The 20,801-nt window shown below is 65.4% G+C and carries 20 protein-coding genes and 1 other RNA gene; 12 read left to right on the top strand and 9 right to left on the bottom strand.

What is annotated here, in order from left to right; all coding sequences use genetic code 11:
• The 5 genes from fba to tkt form a co-directional block, all read right to left on the bottom strand.
• Positions 1–829 (bottom strand): class II fructose-bisphosphate aldolase (gene fba, locus BRAS3843_RS37775; RefSeq protein WP_035984137.1); only part of this gene is annotated, 829 nt, incomplete at its 3' end.
• 71 nt (positions 830–900) lie between these two features.
• Positions 901–2,094, bottom strand: coding sequence for a phosphoglycerate kinase (locus BRAS3843_RS37770; protein ID WP_008974572.1), 1,194 nt, complete (start codon positions 2,092–2,094; stop codon positions 901–903).
• 132 nt (positions 2,095–2,226) lie between these two features.
• Entirely contained in the window at positions 2,227–3,234 is a 1,008-nt protein-coding gene (gene gap, locus BRAS3843_RS37765) for a type I glyceraldehyde-3-phosphate dehydrogenase (RefSeq protein WP_008974571.1), read from the bottom strand.
• A gap of 348 nt (positions 3,235–3,582) precedes the next feature.
• On the bottom strand, positions 3,583–5,448 hold the full coding sequence (recQ, locus tag BRAS3843_RS37760; protein ID WP_008974569.1) for a DNA helicase RecQ: 1,866 nt from the start codon (positions 5,446–5,448) through the stop codon (positions 3,583–3,585).
• An 89-nt stretch (positions 5,449–5,537) separates the two neighbouring features.
• Entirely contained in the window at positions 5,538–7,523 is a 1,986-nt protein-coding gene (gene tkt / locus BRAS3843_RS37755) for a transketolase (RefSeq protein WP_008974568.1), read from the bottom strand.
• Between the two features lie 320 nt (positions 7,524–7,843).
• Between tkt and BRAS3843_RS37750 the strand changes: the two genes are divergently transcribed.
• From BRAS3843_RS37750 to BRAS3843_RS37730, 5 genes are all read left to right on the top strand, one after another.
• Positions 7,844–8,182 (top strand): DUF4164 domain-containing protein, encoded by a 339-nt coding sequence (locus tag BRAS3843_RS37750; protein WP_008974567.1) that lies wholly within the window; start codon positions 7,844–7,846, stop codon positions 8,180–8,182.
• Positions 8,179–8,562: a cell division protein ZapA gene (locus BRAS3843_RS37745; RefSeq protein WP_008974566.1), complete on the top strand. Its 384-nt coding sequence runs from the start codon at positions 8,179–8,181 to the stop codon at positions 8,560–8,562. Before BRAS3843_RS37750 ends, BRAS3843_RS37745 begins: the two co-directional genes overlap by 4 nt.
• Before the next feature lie 339 nt (positions 8,563–8,901).
• Positions 8,902–9,738 (top strand): SDR family oxidoreductase, encoded by an 837-nt coding sequence (locus BRAS3843_RS37740; protein WP_008974565.1) that lies wholly within the window; start codon positions 8,902–8,904, stop codon positions 9,736–9,738.
• 133 nt (positions 9,739–9,871) lie between these two features.
• A complete protein-coding gene (locus tag BRAS3843_RS37735; protein WP_244425566.1) occupies positions 9,872–11,053 on the top strand; it encodes a LysM peptidoglycan-binding domain-containing protein in 1,182 nt (393 codons plus the stop codon).
• Positions 11,054–11,115: 62 nt separating this feature from the next.
• Positions 11,116–11,589, top strand: a complete 474-nt coding sequence (locus tag BRAS3843_RS37730) for a GNAT family N-acetyltransferase (RefSeq protein ID WP_008974563.1) — start codon at positions 11,116–11,118, stop codon at positions 11,587–11,589.
• 116 nt (positions 11,590–11,705) lie between these two features.
• On the opposite strand, the gene BRAS3843_RS37725 is transcribed toward BRAS3843_RS37730, so the two are convergent.
• On the bottom strand, positions 11,706–12,173 hold the full coding sequence (locus tag BRAS3843_RS37725) for a MarR family winged helix-turn-helix transcriptional regulator (protein ID WP_008974562.1): 468 nt from the start codon (positions 12,171–12,173) through the stop codon (positions 11,706–11,708).
• Positions 12,174–12,270: 97 nt separating this feature from the next.
• On the opposite strand from BRAS3843_RS37725, the gene BRAS3843_RS37720 reads away from it, so the two are divergent.
• Entirely contained in the window at positions 12,271–12,639 is a 369-nt protein-coding gene (locus BRAS3843_RS37720) for an antibiotic biosynthesis monooxygenase family protein (protein ID WP_008974561.1), read from the top strand.
• Between the two features lie 7 nt (positions 12,640–12,646).
• Entirely contained in the window at positions 12,647–13,090 is a 444-nt protein-coding gene (locus tag BRAS3843_RS37715; protein WP_008974560.1) for a hypothetical protein, read from the top strand.
• A gap of 19 nt (positions 13,091–13,109) precedes the next feature.
• Here BRAS3843_RS37715 and BRAS3843_RS37710 read toward each other — a convergent pair whose 3' ends face one another.
• A complete protein-coding gene (locus BRAS3843_RS37710) occupies positions 13,110–14,021 on the bottom strand; it encodes a LysR family transcriptional regulator (RefSeq protein ID WP_008974559.1) in 912 nt (303 codons plus the stop codon).
• A 132-nt stretch (positions 14,022–14,153) separates the two neighbouring features.
• On the opposite strand from BRAS3843_RS37710, the gene BRAS3843_RS37705 reads away from it, so the two are divergent.
• From BRAS3843_RS37705 to BRAS3843_RS37690, 5 genes are all read left to right on the top strand, one after another.
• Complete coding sequence (locus BRAS3843_RS37705) at positions 14,154–15,317, top strand: HlyD family secretion protein (protein WP_008974558.1); 1,164 nt, start codon at positions 14,154–14,156, stop codon at positions 15,315–15,317.
• Between the two features lie 127 nt (positions 15,318–15,444).
• A complete protein-coding gene (locus tag BRAS3843_RS37700; protein ID WP_008974557.1) occupies positions 15,445–17,055 on the top strand; it encodes an MDR family MFS transporter in 1,611 nt (536 codons plus the stop codon).
• 180 nt (positions 17,056–17,235) lie between these two features.
• Positions 17,236–17,397, top strand: a non-coding RNA gene (gene ssrS, locus BRAS3843_RS39220) — 6S RNA.
• A gap of 158 nt (positions 17,398–17,555) precedes the next feature.
• A complete protein-coding gene (locus BRAS3843_RS37695) occupies positions 17,556–18,143 on the top strand; it encodes a 5-formyltetrahydrofolate cyclo-ligase (RefSeq protein WP_008974555.1) in 588 nt (195 codons plus the stop codon).
• A gap of 2 nt (positions 18,144–18,145) precedes the next feature.
• Complete coding sequence (locus BRAS3843_RS37690) at positions 18,146–18,970, top strand: TIGR00282 family metallophosphoesterase (protein ID WP_008974554.1); 825 nt, start codon at positions 18,146–18,148, stop codon at positions 18,968–18,970.
• 36 nt (positions 18,971–19,006) lie between these two features.
• Here the strand turns inward: BRAS3843_RS37690 and BRAS3843_RS37685 are convergent, their stop codons facing one another.
• A complete protein-coding gene (locus BRAS3843_RS37685; RefSeq protein ID WP_008974553.1) occupies positions 19,007–19,237 on the bottom strand; it encodes a hypothetical protein in 231 nt (76 codons plus the stop codon).
• Between the two features lie 108 nt (positions 19,238–19,345).
• Complete coding sequence (locus tag BRAS3843_RS37680) at positions 19,346–20,692, bottom strand: cytochrome c (RefSeq protein ID WP_008974552.1); 1,347 nt, start codon at positions 20,690–20,692, stop codon at positions 19,346–19,348.
• Between the last annotated feature and the right edge of the window lie 109 nt (positions 20,693–20,801).

The raw sequence follows: 20,801 nt of genomic DNA, 5'->3' as shown, positions 1-20,801 counted from the left end.
CGATATTGATCTTACGCACGCCGTTCTTGATGCCGCGTTGGATCTCGGCGACCGGCACGCCCCAGGTCGGCTTCATCTTGCCGCCATTGGCGTTGATGATCTCCTGCAGCTCCTGCGGCACCGACGAGGAGCCGTGCATGACGAGATGCATGTTCGGCAGCCTGCGGTGAATCTCCTCGATCACGTTCATGGCGAGGATGTCGCCGTCGGGCTTGCGGGTGAACTTGTAGGCGCCGTGCGAGGTGCCCATCGCGATCGCGAGCGCGTCGACCTTGGTCTCCTTGACGAACTTCACGGCCTCGTCGGGATTGGTCAGCAGCTGATCGTGGGACAGCTTGCCCTCGGCGCCGTGGCCGTCTTCCTTGTCGCCCATCCCGGTCTCGAGCGAGCCGAGCACGCCGAGCTCGCCCTCGACTGATATGCCGCCGAGATGCGCCATCGTGGTCACGGTCCTGGTGACACCGACATTGTAGTCCCAGTCGCCCGGGGTCTTGCCGTCGGCCTTCAGCGAGCCGTCCATCATCACCGAGGTGAAGCCGGACTGGATGGCGGTCATGCAGGTCGCGGGCTCGTTGCCGTGGTCGAGATGCACGCACACCGGGATGTGCGGATAGATCTCGGTCAACGCGTCCATCATGTGCTTGAGCATCACGTCATTGGCGTAGGCGCGGGCGCCGCGTGACGCCTGGATGATGACCGGCGCATCGACGGCGTTCGCCGCCTCCATGATCGCCAGCGCCTGCTCCATGTTGTTGATGTTGAAGGCCGGGACGCCGTAGTCGTTCTCCGCCGCGTGGTCGAGCAATTGACGCAACGTGATGCGAGCCATCGATCCTGTTCTCCGTTGTGGGCCTTGGGTGTGAGCCTTGGGTGTGGGCCCTGGGCCTCGTATGTCCTAAGTCAGCGATTTTTTAAAACTTCGACGCCCGGCAGAGGTTTCCCTTCCATCCATTCCAGGAACGCGCCGCCGGCAGTGGAAACGTAGGTGAAATCATGCGCCACGCCGGCCTGGTTGAGCGCCGCCACGGTGTCGCCGCCACCGGCTACCGAGATCAGCTTCTTGGCCTTGGTGCGCTCGGCCGCGTGCTTGGCCGCAACCATCGTGCCGCGGTCGAACGGGGCCAGCTCGAAGGCGCCGAGCGGGCCGTTCCAGACCAGCGTGGCGGCATCATCGATCGCGGCATGGATGCGCGCCGTCGATTGCGGGCCGACGTCGAGGATCATGCTGTCAGGCGGGATGGCATCGAGCCCATAGGCGAAGGAGGGCGAGTTGGCAGCGAAGTGATAGGACACGGTGGCGTCCACCGGGAGGATGATCGCGCAGTTCGCGGCTTCGGCCTTCTCCAGGATCTTCAGCGCCGTCGGCGCCAGGTCCTTCTCGGCCAGCGACTTGCCGATCTGCACGCCCTGCGCATGCAGGAAGGTGTTGGCCATGCCGCCGCCGATCACCAGCGCATCGACCTTGGTGACGAGGTTTTCGAGAAGATCGATCTTGGTCGAGACTTTTGCGCCGCCGACGATCGCGATGACGGGTCGGGTCGGGCTGCCCAGCGCCTTGCCCAGCGCCTCCAGCTCGGCCTGCATGGTGCGGCCGGCATAGGCCGGCAGCTTGTGACCGAGGCCCTCGGTCGAGGCATGCGCACGATGGGCGGCGGAGAAGGCATCGTTGACCCAGATGTCGCCGAGCTTGGCGAGCTCTGCGACGAAGGCCGGATCGTTCTTCTCTTCCTCTTTGTGGAAGCGGGTGTTTTCCAGGCAGAGGATGTCGCCGTCCTTCATCGCGGCAATCGCCTTTGCAGCGGGGTCGCCGATGCAGTCGTCGGCGAACGCCACGGGGTGCTTCACGACATCGGCCAGCGCCGCAGCGACGGGCTTGAGCGAGTCCTTTTCGTCGCGGCCCTTCGGCCTGCCGAAATGCGCGAGCAGGATGACCTTGCCGCCCTTGGCGGCGATCTCGTTGATGGTCGGGGCCACGCGTTCGAGCCGGGTGGCGTCGGTGACGTGGCCGTTGTCCATGGGCACGTTGAGATCGACGCGCAACAGCACGCGTTTGCCCTTCACGTCGACGTCGTCGAGGGTGCGGAATTGTTTCATGTGAGAGCTCCCTCGTCAGGGCGGGGCATCGTTTTGGGGGCATCATTCCGGGGCGCCTCGAAGAGGCGAACCCGGAATCTCGAGATTCCGGGTTCGACGCTGTCGCGTCGCCCCGGAATGACGTTGTTGCGGTTACAGCAGCTTGCCCATCGCGACGGCGGTGTCGGCCATGCGGTTGGAGAAGCCCCACTCGTTGTCGTACCAGGACATCACGCGCACCAGATTGCCGTTCATGACCTTGGTCTGGTCCATGTGGAACGTGGACGAATGCGGGTCGTGGTTGAAGTCGATCGAGACGTTCGGCGCGGTGGTGTAGCCGAGCACGCCCTTCAGCTCCTGCTCGGAGGCGCGCTTCATCGCCTCGTTGATCTCCTTCGGATCGGTGGTGCGCTTGGCGACGATCTTGAGATCGACCACCGAGACGTTCGGGGTCGGCACGCGGATCGCGACGCCGTCGAGCTTGCCCTTCAATTCAGGGAGCACGAGGCCGATCGCTTTCGCAGCACCGGTCGAGGTCGGGATCATCGACATCGCCGCGGCGCGGCCGCGATAGAGATCCTTGTGCAGGGTGTCGAGCGTCGGCTGGTCGCCGGTATAGGCGTGGATCGTGGTCATGAAGCCGGTCTCGATGCCGACCGTGTCGTTCAGCACCTTGGCGATCGGCGCCAGGCAGTTGGTGGTGCAGGAGCCGTTGGAGACGACCAGGTGATCCCTGGTCAGCGTGTCGTGATTGACTCCGAAGACGATCGTGGCGTCGGCGCCGTCGGCCGGCGCCGAGACCAGCACCCGCTTGGCGCCGGCGGTCAGATGCGCGGAGGCCTTCTCCTTGGCGGTGAAGATCCCGGTGCATTCCAGCGCGATGTCGACGCCGAGATCCTTCCAGGGCAGCTTGGTGGGATCGCGCTCGGCGCTGACCTTGATCTTACCGTTGCCGAGGCTGATGGAGTCGCCCTCGACGGTCACGGTGCCGGGGAAACGGCCATGCACGGAGTCGTAGCGGAGCAGATGGGCATTGGTCTCGACCGGGCCGAGATCGTTGATGCCGACCACCTCAATATCCTTGCGGCCGGACTCTGCGATAGCGCGCAGGATGTTGCGGCCGATGCGGCCAAACCCGTTGATTGCGACCCGGACTGCCATCTTCGTCTCCTTCAATGACGTTTCTCACCCCTGCGAGAGGCCATACAGGCCCACCAGGGTGTTTCGCGGTATTAACGCCCGGTTCTGCCGGACGGGAGCGGACAATATGGTTCTTTCGTAGTCCTTTTTTTGCGATTGCTCAACCGCCTGTCGCAGGGCTGGGAGCGCCGGGCATGGATATTCGGGGCGGAAGGCCGGGGTTCCGAATTTGTTCAATCGGTTGTGACCGCATCCACGGCCACCGCGTCGTAGGCGGACGGCTGCGATGGATTCCCGACACGACGGAATTGTCAGCAACGGTCGTTCAGCGATGGCTTGGTATACAAGGCAGCCGTTTCACAGATCCTGTCACACTGGCGATCCTGACGACCCCGCCGCCCTGACCAGCGCCAGCAGCTCGTCGCCATAATGTTCGAGCTTCTTATCTCCGATCCCGGGGATATCGCGGAGTTGTCCGAGTGTTGCCGGACGGGCGGCCGCGATGCCGTCGATCGTGGTGTCGTGCAACACCACATAGGCCGGCACGCCGCGCTTGCGTGCGACCTCCGAACGCCACGCCCGCAAGCTCGCGAGCAGGGGTGCATCGGCTGCCTGGCCTGGCCGCGCAACCAGATCGCCGCGCCGCGATCTGCTCCGGATCGCGCGGGCGGCGTTCGCCGTCTCCTCGCGCAGCATCACTGCGGTCTCGCCTTTCAGGACGCTGCGTGACGTGTCCGTCAGCTTCAGCGCGCCAAAGGCTTCGCTGTCCGGCGCAAGATGGCCCATCGCCACCAGCTGGCGCAGCGCGGCGCGCCACTGCTTTTCGTTGAGCTCGCGGCCGATGCCGAACACCGACAATTTGTCGTGCCCGAACTGCTTGACGCGCTCGGTCGCACGTCCCACCAGCACATCGATCAGGTGCATCGCGCCGAAACGCTGGCCGGTGCGATAGGCGCAGGACAGCAGCTTCTGCGCGATCACCTTGCCGTCGCGGACACGGGGTGGCGACAGGCAGTTGTCGCAATTGCCGCACCCCTCGCCCGTCGCGGTCTCGCCGAAATAGCTCAGCAGGCGCTTGCGCCGGCAGTCCGCGGCCTCTGTCAGCGCGATCAGCGCGTCGAGCTTGCGGATCGACACCCGCTTGAACGCCTCCGAACCGTTCGACTCGTCGATCATCCGGCGCTGTTGCACGACGTCGGAAAGACCGTAGGTCATCCAGGCGGTCGACGGCTTGCCGTCGCGGCCGGCGCGTCCGGTCTCCTGGTAATAGGCCTCGATGCTCTTGGGCAGATCGAGATGCGCAACGAAGCGCACGTCGGGCTTGTCGATGCCCATGCCGAACGCGACCGTGGCGACCACCACGATGCCGTCCTCGTTGATGAAGCGGTCCTGGTTGCGGGCCCGCACACTGGCATCGAGCCCGGCGTGATAGGGCAGCGCCGGGATGCCGGCCTCGGTGAGCGTGGCTGCGACGTCCTCGACCTTGGCGCGCGACAGGCAGTAGACGACGCCGGCGTCGCCGAGGTGGCGTTCCCTGATGAAGGATTTGAGCTGGGCCGGCCCGTTGTGCTTGTCGACGATTTCGTAGCGGATGTTGGGGCGATCGAAGCTCGCGACGAATTGCGGGCTGTCGACAAGCCCCAGTCGCTCGGCGATCTCCTTGCGGGTCAACTCGTCGGCGGTTGCGGTCAGCGCGATGCGCGGCACGTCGGGAAAGCGCTCGGCGATCACCGACAGGCCGATATATTCGGGACGGAAGTCATGCCCCCATTGCGATACGCAATGCGCCTCGTCGATGGCGAACAAGGCAATGTCAGCGCGATCCAGCAGAGCGAGGCAGCGCGGCGTGACGAGCCGCTCCGGCGCGACATAGAGCAGATCGAGATCGCCTGATATCAGCCGTCTTTCGACCTCGTCGGCTTCCTCCCGCGACAACGTGGAGTTCAGCAACGCGGCGTTGACGCCGGCCTCGAGCAGGCCGGCGACCTGGTCGCGCATCAGCGCGATCAGCGGCGAGACCACGATGCCGCAGCCTTTGCGCAGCAGCGACGGCAACTGATAGCACAGCGACTTGCCGCCGCCGGTCGGCATCAGCACCAGGCAATTGCCGCCGTTCGTGACATGCCTGACGACCGCTTCCTGCGCGCCGCGAAAACCTGATAGCCCGAACACCGAATTGAGCACGGCCAGCGCGTCGGCGGCCGTCTCGGTCGTGGCGTTATCGGCTGAGGCCATGGTGAGGACGGGGCAAGCGACTGACGGGGTGTCTCACGGACAGGAAGGCCAACGCGGCCGTGCCGCGTTGGTCGTCTCTCTGCTGATGCTTAGCCCAGCCGCTTGACGGCCGCTTCCACCGCCGCCTCGGCGGTGATGCCGAAATGCTTGTAGAGCTCCTTGTAGGGGCCGCTCTCGCCGAACGAATGCATGCCGACGAAGATGCCGTCCTGGCCGATCACGGCGTCCCAGCCCCAGCGCACCGCGGCCTCGATCGCGATCTTGACCGGCGCCTTGCCGATAACAGCGGCCTTGGTCTCGGCCGGCTGCTCCAGCAACAGCTCCAGCGAGGGGACCGAGACGACGCGGGCGGGAATGCCGCGCTCGGCCAGCTGCTTCTGTGCGGCCACCGCAATTTCGACCTCGGAGCCGGAGGCGAACAATGACACTTTTGCGTCACCCTGCGCTGCGACCAGCTCATAGCCGCCGCGCGCGCACGGGCTCTCTGACGGCGCCGAGGTGCGCAGCTGCGGCAGGTTCTGCCGCGTCAGCGCCAGCACGGTCGGGCCGTTGGTGCGGTTGAGCGCCAGCTCCCAGCATTCAGCGGTCTCGATCGCATCGCAGGGGCGGAACACGCGCATGTTCGGGATCGCGCGCAGCGCCGCGAGATGCTCGACCGGCTGGTGGGTCGGGCCGTCCTCGCCGAGGCCGATCGAATCGTGCGTCATCACATAGACGACGCCGGCGCCCATCAGCGCGGCGAGCCGCATGGCGGGCCGCGCGTAGTCGGAGAACACCAGGAAGGTGGCGCCGTTCGGCGCGAAGCCGCCATGCAGGAAGATGCCGTTCATGCAGGCGGCCATGCCGTGCTCGCGGATGCCGTAGTGGATGAAGCGGCCCTTCGGCGTCTTGGCGGAGAACGAGACCGCCGATTTCGCCTTGTTGTTGTTCGAGCCGGTGAGATCGGCCGAGCCGGCGACGAACTCGAACGGCATCGCGGCGGCGATCACCTCGATCGCGGCTTCCGAGGATTTGCGGGTGGCGACGTTGAGCGGATTTTCCAACAGCGCCTTCTTGTGATCCTTCAGCGCTTTCGCCAGCGCCGCAGGACGCTCATGACGCAGCCGCCGCTCGAACTCGGCGCGCTTACGCGGCCCCATCTCGGTGAGCCGCCCTTCCCACTCGGTGCGCGCGGGCACGCCACGGCGGCCGGCCTCGCGCCAGGCCTTCAGCACGTCGTCCGGCACGAAGAAGGCCTCCTGGGAGATGCCGAGCTTCTCCTTGGCGCCCTTCAGCTCGTCGGCGCCGAGCGCCTCGCCATGGGCCTTGGCGGTGCCGGCCTTGGTCGGCGCGCCGAAGCCGATCGTGGTCTTGCACGCAATCAGCGACGGCTTGGAGGATTTCTGCGCACGGGTGATCGCGGCCTCGATCGCCGCGGGATCATGCCCGTCGATCAGCTCGGCCGCCCAGCCGCAGGCCTTGAAGCGCTTCACCTGGTCGACCGAATCGGCGATCGAGGTCGGGCCGTCGATCGAGATGCCGTTGTCGTCATACAGCACGATCAGCTTGTTCAGCTTCCAGTGCCCGGCCATCGCGATCGCTTCCTGCGAGATGCCCTCCATCAAATCGCCGTCGGAGGCCAGCACGTAGGTGTGGTGGTCGACGATCTTCTTGCCGTATTCGGCCTGGAGCATCTTCTCCGCCAGCGCCATGCCGACGGCGGTCGAAATGCCCTGGCCGAGCGGGCCGGTCGTGGTCTCGATGCCTTTGGTGCGGAAATTCTCCGGGTGCCCGGGGGTGAGCGAATCGACCTGGCGGAAGCGCTTGATCTGGTCGAGCGTCATCTGCTCATTGCCGGTCAGATACAGCAGCGCATAGAGCAGCATCGAGCCGTGGCCGGCGGAGAGCACGAATCGGTCGCGGTCGGGCCAGGCGGGGGCTGCGGCATCATATTTCAGGAAGCGCGTGAACAGCACGGTGGCGACGTCGGCGGCGCCCATCGGCAGGCCGGGATGGCCCGATTTGGCCTTCTCGACGGCATCCATCGCGAGCGCGCGGATGGCATTGGCCATGCGGGAATGTTCGACCTGCGTCATGATGGGGATCCGTCTTGAAATGAGGTGCCGAGTGTCGAGGAGCCGCCGGTATTGGCGGGTGGTGGGGGGATTTGCCGGCTGGATAGCACCTCGGTTCCGGGAGTGAAAGGCAGTCAAACGCGGAAACCACGCCCTCGTTCCGCAAAGCGGAACGTCGCGGGACCCGCGTTACGGGCAAAACACGGCTTTGCAGTGCATAGTTTTGTCCCGGCGTTGCGCTTGCCTCGCTTGGCACGTAAGGTTCTGCGCGTAAGCGCTTGCCGGATGACGGCTTTTGCCTTGTGTCCGGGCGCTTGTCGAAGGGCCCGCATTCGACCCCCATGAGTGATCATCCCGCCAACGCCGTCGGACAGGTGGAACCCGCCGCTATCGAGCTCGAAGCGGCGACCCGCCGTCTGATGGCGGCGCTGGATGCATTGGAGAGCGCGGTGGAGCGGCGGCGCGAGGCCGACCGGGACGAGGACGAACTGGCGACGCGGATCCAGGCGCTCGGCGCCGATCGCTCGCGTCTCGCTGACGAGCTTGATGGTTCCTTGATGAAATCGCGCAAGCTCGAGCGCGCCAATCGCGAGATCGCCGAACGGCTCGACGTCGCCATCGGCACCATTCGAGCGGTGCTCAATGGCGGCGGAGACCACGACGAGGATGCCGAGGAATGAGCCACATCAACGTCACCATCAACGGCCGGCAATATCGCATGGCCTGCGAGGAGGGCCAGGAGTTGCGGCTTCTGAAGCTCGCCGAGAGCCTGGAATCGCGCATCACGAATTTGCGCGGCAAGTTCGGCGAGATCGGTGACGCCAGGCTCACGGTGATGGCGGCGCTCACTGTCTGCGACGAACTGCTCGATGCCGGCCAGCGCATTCGCGTGCTGGAGGAAGAGCTCGATAGTCTACGCAATGTGCGCAACGCCGCCGCCGATCGCGCCCGCGCGACGCAGGCCGCCGTGGCGAAAGCACTCAATGCCGCCGCCGAGCGCATCGAGAAGACGACGCAGGTGCTCAACCGCACCATCGGCGGTGGCGTCGCGATCGGGTGATCACACCGACGCGGATTGGTAGTCACGAAATCCCGCAACACTGTAGCGCGGGCAAAGTGCCGAGCGCCGCACCCGCCGACTCTCGAGTTACCACGAATGGTGGGCACGCTTCGCTTTGCCCACCCTACACGACTGTCCATTGTGAGGCGCACGCACCGAAGCAATCCAGAAATCCTCGTGCAGTTCTGGATTGCGTCGCGGAGCCCGTCATCGGGCCGCGCATTCACGTCACCCCCTTGGCTCGCATTGAGCTGTTGCACGTGCCATTGAGGAACGTGGAACTCCATTCTCGCGTGGGAGTCTGCTACAGCCTGAGACGTCCCAGAGCCGGAGCAAAGCATGTCGCCTTCGAATAATCCGACCCAATTTCCTTCCCTCCTCGTCGATCGCTACGCCCTCGTCACCGGCGCGTCACAGGGCATCGGCCGTGCGGTCGCGATCCGCTTCGCGCAGGAGGGCGCGCATGTCGCGATCAACTATGTCGGTTCGCCTGAAGGCGCGGAGGACACGTTGGCGCGGGTGCAGGCGGCCTCGGCCGAGCGGGGACATGGCACGCGTGATCATTTCATCGTGCATGCCGACATCGGCGTCGAGGCCGATATCAACGCCATGTTCGAGATGCTGTTGTCGCGCTGGCCGCGGCTCGATTGTCTGGTCAACAATGCCGGTTTCCAGCGGGAGTCGCCGAGCGAGAGGCTCGATGTCGAGACCTATCGCCAGATCATCGAGGTCAACCTCACCGGCGCCGTGCTCTGCGCCCGGCAGGCGCTCGCGCATTTCGTCACGCGCGCCGGCGGCGGCAACATCATCAATACCTCCAGCGTCCACCAGATCATCCCGAAGCCCGGCTATCTCGCTTATTCGATCTCCAAGACCGCGCTGGCCGGACTGACGCGGACATTGGCGCTGGAATTCGCTGGCCGCGGCATTCGTGTCAATTCGGTCGGCCCCGGCGCGATCGACACCCCGATCAACGCCGCCTGGACCGATGATCCGGTCAAGCGCGCGCTGGTCGAGTCCCACATTCCCATGGGGCGGGTCGGTACACCGGAGGAGATCGCCGCCGTGTTCGCGTTCCTGGCCTCGGACGAAGCCAGCTACATCACCGGCCAGACTCTCTATGCCTGCGGCGGCGTCTCGCTGTTTCCGGAATTCCGCGAAAACTGGGCGAGCTAGCGAGGACCACGATCTCCGTGGGGATTTGAGGCTAAGACGGACTTGATGAGCGTCCCGATGAGGCGCAATGTGGGCGGATTGCTAACCGTCTGGTCAGCCAATGTATCTCGCGAGCGGTCGATCGATCAGCCGAGTGGTCCTGCCTCTGGCAGCGATTGTGATCGCTGCCAGCCTGGCGCCGCTCTATCTCATGGACCGGCTCACGCACCACGATCAGCCGGCCAGCGCCGGAGCGCCTGCGGAGAGCAACAGCAGCGCTGCGGCACCGACGGCCGCCACACAGCCGGACAGCGCATCCGATCATGCCACCTCAGCGCTTGCCGGGGTGCAACAGCAGGCCCGCGAACTCGCCGCGACGTTGGGGCCCTCGCGCGCGCCCGCTGCGCCGGATGATGGCACCCCGTCCTTTGACGTCGTCAATGTCGATCCGACTGGCGCGGCCGTGGTCGCCGGCCGGGCGGCACCCGGCGCCACCGTGGAGCTGTTACTCAACGGCGAACCGCATGATCGCGTCGTGGCCGATCAATCCGGGCAATTCGCCATGATCCCACCGCCGCTGCCGCCCGGGACCTACGATCTGACCTTGCGCGCCAAGCAGCCCGACGGCAAGGAGGTCACCTCCAAGCAGAGTGTCGCGGTGGTGATCGAGCCTGCCAACCAGGGACGGAAACCCGGCGAGCGGCCGATGGTGGCGCTGATGACGCCCGACAAGCCTACGGTGGTGTTGTCGCGGCCCACGGCGCCGGCAGACGGCGTGGCGGTGGATGCCGTCGATGTCGATCCGAGCGGTAAGCTTCATGTCAGCGGTCGCGCGCATCCCGGGGCCGATGTGAGGCTCTATCTCAACAACAGCTTCGTTGCGTCTGCGACGGCCGGCGCCGATGGACTAGTCACCTTCACCATCAACGAAGGGGTGGTGCCCGGCAGCTATCGTGTCAGGCTCGACGAGGTGGACGCCAACTCAGGCAAGGTCCGCTCTCGCGCCGAGGTACCGGTCGCGGTTCCCGAGAGCACGGCGTCGCTGCCGTCCGGCAAGTCCGGAGCTGCAACGGCGGACACCGTTGCCGCGCCGAAGATCGCGTCGGCCGATCGGTCCGGCTCCGTGGCGTCGGACGGCGGCAAGCCGTCGTCCGTGGTCGTGCCCAAGATCGCCAGCATCACCGTCTCCCGCGGCGACAGCCTCTGGAACATCAGCCGCAAGGCGCTCGGCGTCGGCGCTCACTACGCTGTCATCTACAACGCCAACCGGCAGCAGATCCGCAATCCCAACCTGATCTACCCCGGACAGATCTTCGTGCTGCCGAAGCGGCCCTGAAGCTCCGTTCTCGAAGTTCGCATCAGGCCGCCGACTGTCCGCGAGGTCATGAGAAGCCAATCATGGTGAGAGAAGCCGCCCGCTCCGAGATCGATCGTCTCGCAGAATTGTGGTTCGATGTCTGGCATCAATCGCATGCGCGACTATCGCCGCCTGACTTGGTCCGGCTCCGCACCCGGGAGAATTTTCGCGATAGGTTGCAGGCTGTGCTTCCGGATATTCGCGTCGTTGGTCCGCGCGACGCTCCCGTTGGTTTTTGCGCTTTGAAGGGCGATGAACTGTATCAGCTGTTCGTATCACCGCAGGCGCAGGGCTCGGGTGTCGCCGCGCGATTGATCGCGGATGCCGAGACGCGGCTGGCGGAGCGAGGCGTCGAAATCGCATGGCTCACTTGCGCGATCGGCAATGATCGTGCGGCTCGCTTCTACGAGAAGAGCGGCTGGCGTCGCTCCGGCACGATCGTCAACATGGCGGAGACGTCCGAGGGGCCGTATCCCGTGGAGATCTGGCGCTACGAGAAGCGATTGGCATCGTGACCTCAAGCCTGAGCCGGTGGTCATGCCTACGGCGTCACAGTCGCGGTGAACAAATCTCTGTGCGGTGATGATACGATCGATCTGACCGCATCGACGGTCGCGGCCCGCGAAACCTGTCACTCGATCCCGTCGGCGACCTCGAGTTTTTCCCGCAGGCTGGTCATCACGCGTCCGACCGCTTCGAGGTCCTTCGTTGGAAGCCCCTCTGCCAAGGCATTGATCCAGGGCGCCTGCAGCTCCATCGCAGCTTCGAACGCCTGCCGCCCCTTGTCGGTGAGCACCACCAATTGGGCGCGGCGGTGATGCGGGTTGATCTCGAATGCGACCAGCCCGTCCGCATGCAGGTCGTTGACGATCCGTTGCACGTTCTGCCGGTTGGCGCCGAGATCGCGCGCCAGCCACGCCACCGGCTGGGGGCGCTCGGCGGCGACGATCGCGCCGAGGATCTGCCAGCGCGCGCTGGTGAGGCCGAGCGGCGCGACCAACCGGTCGCCGGCCGTCAAGAGCTCTCCGCTGAGTCGGAATAGGTCGAGGATGAGGCCGCTCAGGGCGTCGCCGGCAGGGGTGCGTTTCGCTTTCTTCATTTGTCTCCATCAACCACGATTGACATCGTGTTGTCAAATTGGGTATGCATCCATCGTTTCGTAATGACATCATAGAACCAATATGACGGAGGTTTCCATGTCCATGATGCGTCCCCTCGACCCCGCCTTTCCCATCGATCGTCAGCTTGCGATCGATGTTGAGCCTGTCGTGCTGGTCAACGTGTTCACGCTCGCACCGGCCGACGAGCCGAGCTTCCTCGCGGCCTGGCAGGCGGACGCCGTCTTCATGAAGCGGCAGCCCGGCTTCATCTCCACCCAGCTGCATCGTGCGCTCGGCGACAGCCCGACCTATCTGAATTACGCGGTGTGGGAGAGCACCGCCCATTTCCGCGCCGCCTTCGGCCATCCCGAGTTCAGGGCGAAGCTTTCGGACTATCCGGCCTCCGCTGTCGCGACGCCGCATCTGTTTCAGACCGTGGCCGTGCCCGGCATCTGCGTCGCCTGAGGGTGTCATGAAGAGACTGCATCCGATCGCCGGCACTGTTGCGATTCTCACGATCGCGACCTTCTGGCTCTCGACCGCATGGTCGGAGCTGAGCGGGTCCGAACAGCTCATCGCTCTGGTCAAGATGACAATCCCATGGGGCTTTCTCTTGCTCATTCCAGCACTGGCGGCCACCGGCGCGTCCGGATTTGCGCTGGCGAAGGGGCGGCGTGCCGGTCTGGTTGGCGCGAAGCTCAAGCGCATGCCGTTCATTGCAGGCAACGGCATCCTCGTCCTGATTCCCTGCGCGCTATTCCTTGCTTCCAAGGCGCGCGCCGGCGAGTTCGATGCGGCCTTCTATATCGTGCAGGCGTGCGAGCTGGTCGCGGGTGCCGTCAATCTCACGCTGCTCGCACTCAACATGCGTGATGGTCTCAAGATGAAAGGCCGGCTGCGCCGCGCCCCCACGTAGTCCGGGGCGCCGTCTCGTTTCAGGCGTAGGGATCGATCAGCTTTTGCTGCTCCGCGCTGTGCTGCACCAGCATGTCGATGAAGACCCTGACCTTGGCCGAGACGTGGTGCCGATGCGGGTAGACCGCGATCATCGACAGTTCGACCGGACGATAGTGGGGCAGCAGGCGGACCAGCCGGCCAGCCTCCAGATCGTCACTCACCAGGAAACCCGCGGCCAGCACGATGCCGACGCCGTCGAGAGCTGCCCGTCGCAAGGCCTCGCCGCTGTTGGACACCAGGTTGCCCGCAATCCGCACTGAGGCCTTGTGCCCGTCGCGGTGGACGAAGCGCCATTCGTCGCCGAATGGGTAGTTGACGTGACGGACGCAGTTGCGGTCGGACAGTTCGGCAAGCTCCTGCACGCGCCCGTACGAGTCTGCATAGCCCGGCGAGCAGCACAGCACGTGTCGCCAAGTGGCGAGATTGCGGACGATCAGGCTGGAGTCGGACGGCGTCGTCATCCGCAGCGCCACGTCGAAACCTTCGTCGATCAGATCGACGCTGGTCTCTCCCATCATCAATTCGACCTTGAGGTCCGGATGGGCCGACAGCAACCGGGTGACGACGGGAGCGATGAACGGCACCATATGGGTCGCGGAATGAACCCGCAGCGTGCCGCGCGGCGTCGCCTGCAAGGCGCCGGCGATATCGTCGGCCTGTTCCAATTCGGCGAGGATCTGCGCGCTGCGCTCGTAATAGGCCTTGCCGATCTCGGTGAGGCTGACCTTGCGCGTGGTCCGGTTCAAGAGGCGAACGCCGAGCCGGTCTTCCAGCGCCTGGACATGGTTGCTGACCATCGTGGTCGACATGTTGAGGCGGCGTGCCGCGGCGGAAAAGCCGCCGGTGTCGACCACCCCTACGAAGGCGGTCAGACTGGCAAAGCGGTCCATCTCGGTCCTCCAATTATCCGCTCTGGCTGGATAATCCTTTCGGTTTCGTCGGGATTATCACGGAAGGCGAGACACTGCATCTATAGCGGCGGGGACAGCGCATTCGAGCAGCGCGCCGTTCCGGAGGATGCCATGTCGAATGTCACCTATGTCGCTGAAGCGAAAGAAGAAACCACCATTCGCCCATCGCGCGCCGTGATCAAGCGGGCAGCGCTGGGGCTGCTGCTCGCGCTCGGCGTCGCCGGCGCTGCGCATTACGGCTACGATTATCTGACCACCGGCCGCTACCTCGAATCGACCGACGACGCCTATGTGAAGGCGGATTCGACCATCGTCGCTCCGAAAGTGTCGGGCTACATCGCCGCCGTGCTGGTTGGCGATAATGAGAAGGTCAAGGCCGGGCAGATCCTGGCGCGGATCGACGACCGCGATTTCAAGGCGGCGCTCGATCAGGCCCGCGCCGATGTTGCTGCGGCCGACGCCTCCGTCCACAATCTCGATGCGCAGCTCGAGCTGCAGCAGCAGGTGATCGCGCAGGGCGGCGCCGATGTCGCCGCGGCAGAAGCGAACCTGCAATTCGCGCAGGAAGAGCGGGCCCGTTACGACGAGCTGATGAAGTCGGGCTCCGGCACGGTGCAGCGCGCGCAGCAGACGGACGCTGCGCTACGGGCCGGCAGTGCTCAACTGCAGCGCGCGAAGTCGGGCCTCGCGGCCGCGCAGCGGCAGGTCGACGTGCTCACCACAGAGCGCGCCAAGGCGGTGGCGCAGCTGGCCCGCGCGCATGCTGTCGAGCAGCAGGCCGCTCTGAACCTGTCCTATACCGAGATCACCGCGCCGGTCGACGGCACCGTCGGTGCGCGCTCCTTGCGCGTCGGGCAATTCGTGCAGGCCGGCACCCAGCTGATGGCGGTGGTGCCGCTGGATGCGGTCTATGTGGTTGCGAATTTCAAGGAGACCCAGCTCACGAATGTGAGGGCCGGCCAGCCGGTCGAGATCGGCATCGACGGCTTCCGCGACCACACCCTGCGCGGCCATGTCGACAGTCTGTCGCCGGCCAGCGGGCTCGAATTCGCGCTGCTGCCGCCGGACAATGCGACCGGGAATTTCACCAAGATCGTGCAGCGGGTGCCGGTGAAGATCGTGCTCGACGATCACGGCCTGAACGGGCTGTTGCGTCCGGGCATGTCGGCTGAGCCCACCGTCGATACCAAGGCCACCGTGCTCGCCGCGCGGATGAGGCCAAGCGGCTGGCCCGCAACGCGTCACGGCCCGATGGTGGCTGACGATCGAAGATGACCGTAGCCCGCGTGAGCGTCAGCGACACGCGGGACCACTGCTCCGCTCGCCCGTTGCACCCCGGATATCGCTTCGCTCATCCGGGCTACGTGTCCGCAAGAGATGACTTTGTTCCCATGAGGCTCGCATGAGCACGCACCAATCTCCCAGCGCTGCGCACGGGGCTGCTAGATCCAAGAGCCCCACCGCACCTGCAGCCGTTTCCGCAAAGACCTGGATCGCGGTGATCGGCGCCACGCTCGGCGCCTTCATGGCTGTCTTGAACATCCAGATCGTCAACGCCTCGCTCGCCGACATCCAGGGCGCGATCGGCGCCGGCATCGATGACGGCGGCTGGATCTCGACCTCCTATCTGGTCGCCGAGATCGTCGTCATCCCCTTAAGCGGCTGGCTCGCCCAGGTGTTCTCGATCCGTCTCTATCTGCTGACCAACGCGATTCTGTTCCTGATCCTGTCGGCGGCCTGTGCGCTGGCGCAGGATCTGCCGCAGATGATCGTGCTGCGCGCTGTCCAAGGCTTCACCGGTGGCGTGCTGATCCCGATGGCGTTCACGCTGATCATCACGCTGCTGCCGCGGGCCAAACAGCCGGTGGGCCTGGCGCTGTTTGCGCTGTCGGCGACCTTCGCGCCGGCGATCGGCCCGACCATCGGCGGCTATCTCACCGAGAATTTCGGCTGGCAATACATCTTCTATGTCAACCTGGTGCCGGGCGCGATCATGGTCGGCATGCTCTGGTATGCGCTGGAGCCTAAGCCGATGAAGCTTTCGCTGCTGCGCCAGGGCGACTGGCCGGGCATCATCACCATGGCGATCGGCCTGTCGGCGCTGCAGACCGTGCTTGAGGAAGGCAACAAGGACGACTGGTTCGGCTCGCCTTTCATCGTCAAGCTCTCGGTCATCGCGGCGCTCGCGCTGTCCGCCTTCCTGATCATCGAGTTCAGCGTCGAGAAGCCGCTGCTCAACCTTCGCCTGCTGCTCCGGCGCAATTTCGGCTTCGGTATCCTCGCCAACTTCCTGCTCGGCGTCGCGCTGTATGGTTCGGTGTTCATCCTGCCGCAATATCTGGCGCGCGTTCAGGGCTACAATGCCGAGCAGATCGGCATGGTGCTGGCCTGGACCGGGTTGCCCCAGCTCGTCCTGATCCCGCTGGTGCCCCGGTTGATGCAGCGGATCGATGCGCGCATTGTGATCGGGATCGGCTTCGTGCTGTTCGCGGGCTCCAACTTCATGAACATCTTCATGACCAGCAACTACGCCGCCGACCAGCTGTTCTGGCCGAATGTCGTCCGCGCCATCGGGCAGGCGCTGGTGATGGCGCCGCTGTCGGCGGTTGCGACCGCCGGCATCGAGCCGGAGAACGCGGGCTCGGCCTCCGGCCTGTTCAACATGATGCGCAATCTCGGTGGTGCGGTCGGCATCGCGCTGCTGCAGACCGTACTGACCAAGCGCGAGCAGTATCATTCCAACGTGCTGATGCAGTCGGTGTCGCTGTTCGAGCAGGCGACGCGGACACGGCTCGACCAGCTCACGCAATATTTCGTCGCTCACGGCGTCCCCGACCGCGCCGACGCCTCGCGCCGGGCCTTCGTGGCGATCGGTCACATCGTGCAGAAGCAGGCCTTCATCCAGGCCTTCAGCGACACATTCTATCTGCTCGGCGTGGCGCTGATCGTGGCGCTGGTCGCAGCCCTGTTCTTGAAAAAGCCCGGCCATGTCGCCGCCGGCGAGGCGCATTGATCCTTCACTAGCTCTGGCGGCTCAGCAACCGCCATCGTCATCTCGGGGCGCCGCAAATGCGGCGAGCCGGGATCGATATCCTCGGACCTTTCCTATCGGCCGATGAATTTGCCCACAGGGCGCGGCAATCTCCTGCGCTGCCGCTGGCGAAGCGGCAGAGTCATTGCTACATTGGCCCTTGCGAGGCTGTGACGCGCGTCAGGGACCAACATATCCCCGGGGCCTTATCGATCCTTTAGGGAACTGTCCCTGGCCGGGTCCGTGGATCCGGACATATGGTGCCCACCTACTTTCGTAGGGAACTCCGGGATCGAGCGTTCCAACGGCGTCTACGGCTTCGCGCTTGTTCTTCTCCGGCCTGATGATCCTCGATGATCGAGTCAGGCGGTCATACCCCGCGAAAGCGGGTCTCCAGTTCCCGTGACAGTTGCTTTTGATTGCGACGCTTGTGGAATACTGGGGCGCGCCCCGTGCGCGGCGATGACGTCAGGAGATCCATCATGCCTGTCAATGCGGCCAGCCAGTCCAAGCAGCAGTTGCGCGCCGCCGCGCTCGCCGCTCGGGAGGCCTTGAGCGAAGCGGAGCGAGAGGCAGCTGCAAAGGCCATCGCCACGCGCGGTCTGCCCTTTGCGCTTCAGCCCGGTGTGGTGGTTTCCGCCTATGCGCCGATCCGCAGCGAGATCGATCCGATGCCGCTGATGTCGCGGCTGGCGGGCGAGGGCGCGCGGCTGGCGCTCCCGGTGATCCTGGCCCGCGGTCATTCGCTCTCGTTCCGCGCCTGGTCGCCCGGAGACAGGCTGACGCTCGGCTCGCTCGGCATTCCCGAGCCGTCGCCGGCATCCGCCGAGGTTACGCCTGATGTGATGCTGGTGCCGCTCGCCGCCTTCGACCGCGTCGGCCATCGCATCGGCTATGGCGGTGGTTACTACGATTACACCTTTTCGCATCTGCGTAAGGCCAAGCATGTGATCGGCATTGGCCTCGCTTTCGCCGTGCAGGAAACCGCTGCGGTTCCGGCATTAGCCCACGACGTGGCGCTGGATTTTGTGCTAACCGAGACGCAGACGTTCGACTTCCGGAGCAAATGAACTTGCGAATTCTCTTTGTCGGCGACGTGGTTGGCCGCGCCGGCCGCGCCGCCGTCTCAGACCATCTGCCGGGCCTGGTCCGCGATTGGGCGCTCGATCTGGTGGTTGTGAATGGCGAAAACGCCGCGGGCGGCTTCGGCATCACCGAGGCGATCTACCAGGAGCTGTGCGACGCCGGGGCCGACGCGGTCACGCTCGGCAATCACGCCTGGGACCAGCGCGAGGCGTTGGTGTTCATCGAGCGGGCGCCGCGCCTGGTGCGTCCGACCAATTTCCCGCGCGGCACGCCCGGCCGTGGCGCGGCGCTGGTCGAGACCAAGACCGGCGCGCGGGCGCTGGTGATCAATGCGATCGGGCGCGTGTTCATGACGCCGTTCGATGATCCCTTCGCCGGCATCGGTGCTGAGCTCGAGGCCTGTCCGTTGCGCGAGTCGGCAGATGCAATCATCGTCGACATTCATTGCGAGGCGACCAGCGAGAAGCAGGCGCTCGGCTTTTTCTGCGACGGGCGCGCGAGCCTCGTCGTCGGCACCCATACCCATGTGCCGACCGCCGATCATCAGATCCTGCCGGGCGGCACTGCTTACATGACCGACGCCGGCATGACCGGTGACTATGACTCGGTCATTGGTATGCAGAAGGACGAGCCGCTGCGCCGCTTCACCTCAGGGATTCCGTCGTCGCGGTTCGAGCCGGCGGCCGGCGCGGCCACGCTCAGCGGCGTTGCGGTCGAGACCGATGACGCGACCGGGCTTGCGGTGAAGGTGGCGCCGGTGCGGATCGGCGGCCGCTTGTCCCCGGCGATGCCGGAGTTTTGGCAGGGCTGAACGCACGCCCCCGGGAAGGCGCGGCGTGACAGCAGGTCAGAACCCGAAAAACTCCTCCCGGAGCGCGTCCTCATAGGCGGCCTTGGCGTCCTTGACCTTCCCGCGCATCGCGTCCTCTTCGAAATGCGCCTGCTCCCATTTGTCGACCTCGGCGATGCTGTGGGTGACGGACGCAAGCGCCTCCTCTTTCCGGATCGCCGTGATCCATTCCTCGACGGCGTCCTTGTAAGCCTGCTGCAGCGCGTCGAGCTCCGGATGGTCGCTCATCTCTCACTCCCGTCCATGGATTGGCGCGGCGAGTTATAGGGAGGGCCAGTGACCGCACGACGACAGCGTGCGACGATTCAATGCATCATCGCACGCTGTGATGGGAGGCTACTGCGCGGTCTGCTTGCGCAGCTCGGCGACCTCTCGTGCGGTGAGGTTCGAGCCTTTGGCGCCGAAACGGGCGGTCACGTAGTTCGCGACTGCGGCGACCTCATCGTCCGAATAGGCATTGCCAAAGGCCGGCATCGATAACGCGCCTGCCGGTGTCAGCCTTTTGGTGCCGGAGATCACGATCTGCGCGACGTTGAGCGCGGTGGGGTCATTGACGGCCGCGGCGCCGGTCAGGGTCGCCGTCGCCGCCACCAGGCTCTCGCCGCTCCAGCCGTGGCAGCTGACGCAGGCGCCCTCGAACACCAGCTTGCCGCGGGCGTTGCCGGCGCCGCCGCCATCCTTGTGTGAGGTGGGTGCGGGTGGGGCCGGCGGGGCGGCGATGTCGGGCGATGATACCGGTGGCACGCTGCGGACATAGGTGACCAGCGCCTTGATGTCGGAGGCCGCCAGATAGCTCAGGCTATGGTCGACCGCTTCGCCCATCGGGCCCGATGCAGTGCCACGGCCTGCGGCATGTCCGGTCGATAGATAGGCGGCGAGATCGTCGTTGCTCCAGCCGCCGATCCCGGTCGCCTTGTCCGAGGTGATGTTGAAGGCCCGCCAGCCGGCGGTCACCGCGCCCGCGAATTTCCTGCGGTTGTCGAGCGCGAAGGCGAGATTGCGCGGAGTGTGGCATTCACCGCAATGCGCCAGCGCTTCCGCGAGATAGGCGCCGCGATTCCAGGCCGCCGATTTCGACGTATCCGGCGCAAAGCGCTGGTCGCGATTGAACACGGCCGCCCAGAACCCCATCGCCCAGCGCTGGTCGAAGGGAAATTCCAGCGTGTTGGGCGGCGGGGCGCTCTTCACCGGCGGCAGGCTGAACAGGTAGGACTTGATCGCCAGCGCATCCTCATCCGTCATGGAGGCGTAGGAGGCGAAAGGCATTGCCGGATAGAGCCGCGCCCCGTCGCGGCGCACGCCGCGATGCAGCGCATTGATGAAATCCTGGTCGGTGTAGTTGCCGATGCCGGTGTCCTTGTCGGGCGTGATGTTGGTCGAATACAGCGTGCCGAAGGGGAGCGTGAAGCCGAGCCCGCCGGCAAAGTCCTTGCCGCCGGGTCTGGTGTGGCAGGCCATGCAATCGGCGGCGCGCGTCAGATATTCGCCGCGTTCGATCAGGCTTGCTTTGGCCAGCGAGGCCGGGACGCCACTGACCTGGCCGTCACGATAATCCGCGAGCGCGACACGCGAGCCGCCGGCAAAGGCGATCGGGTCGGGGCCGCGGACATACCAGACGCCGGCCGCTACCAGGATGACGACAATGGCGATCAGGCCGAGCAGGATGCGACCGAACCTCCTCATGCCTTCCTCCCGGCGGCGATCAGGCTGCGATCGACCGGCAGGCGGCGCAGCGCCACGTCGGTTGCGGCATAGATCGCGTTGCGCAGCGCCGGAGCTGCGGCCGTGACCG

The organism is Bradyrhizobium sp. STM 3843, assembly GCF_000239815.1.
GTDB lineage: Bacteria > Pseudomonadota > Alphaproteobacteria > Rhizobiales > Xanthobacteraceae > Bradyrhizobium.
The sequence above is the reverse complement of the archived record's forward strand: the minus strand, read 5'-3'. Positions and strand labels throughout refer to the sequence as shown.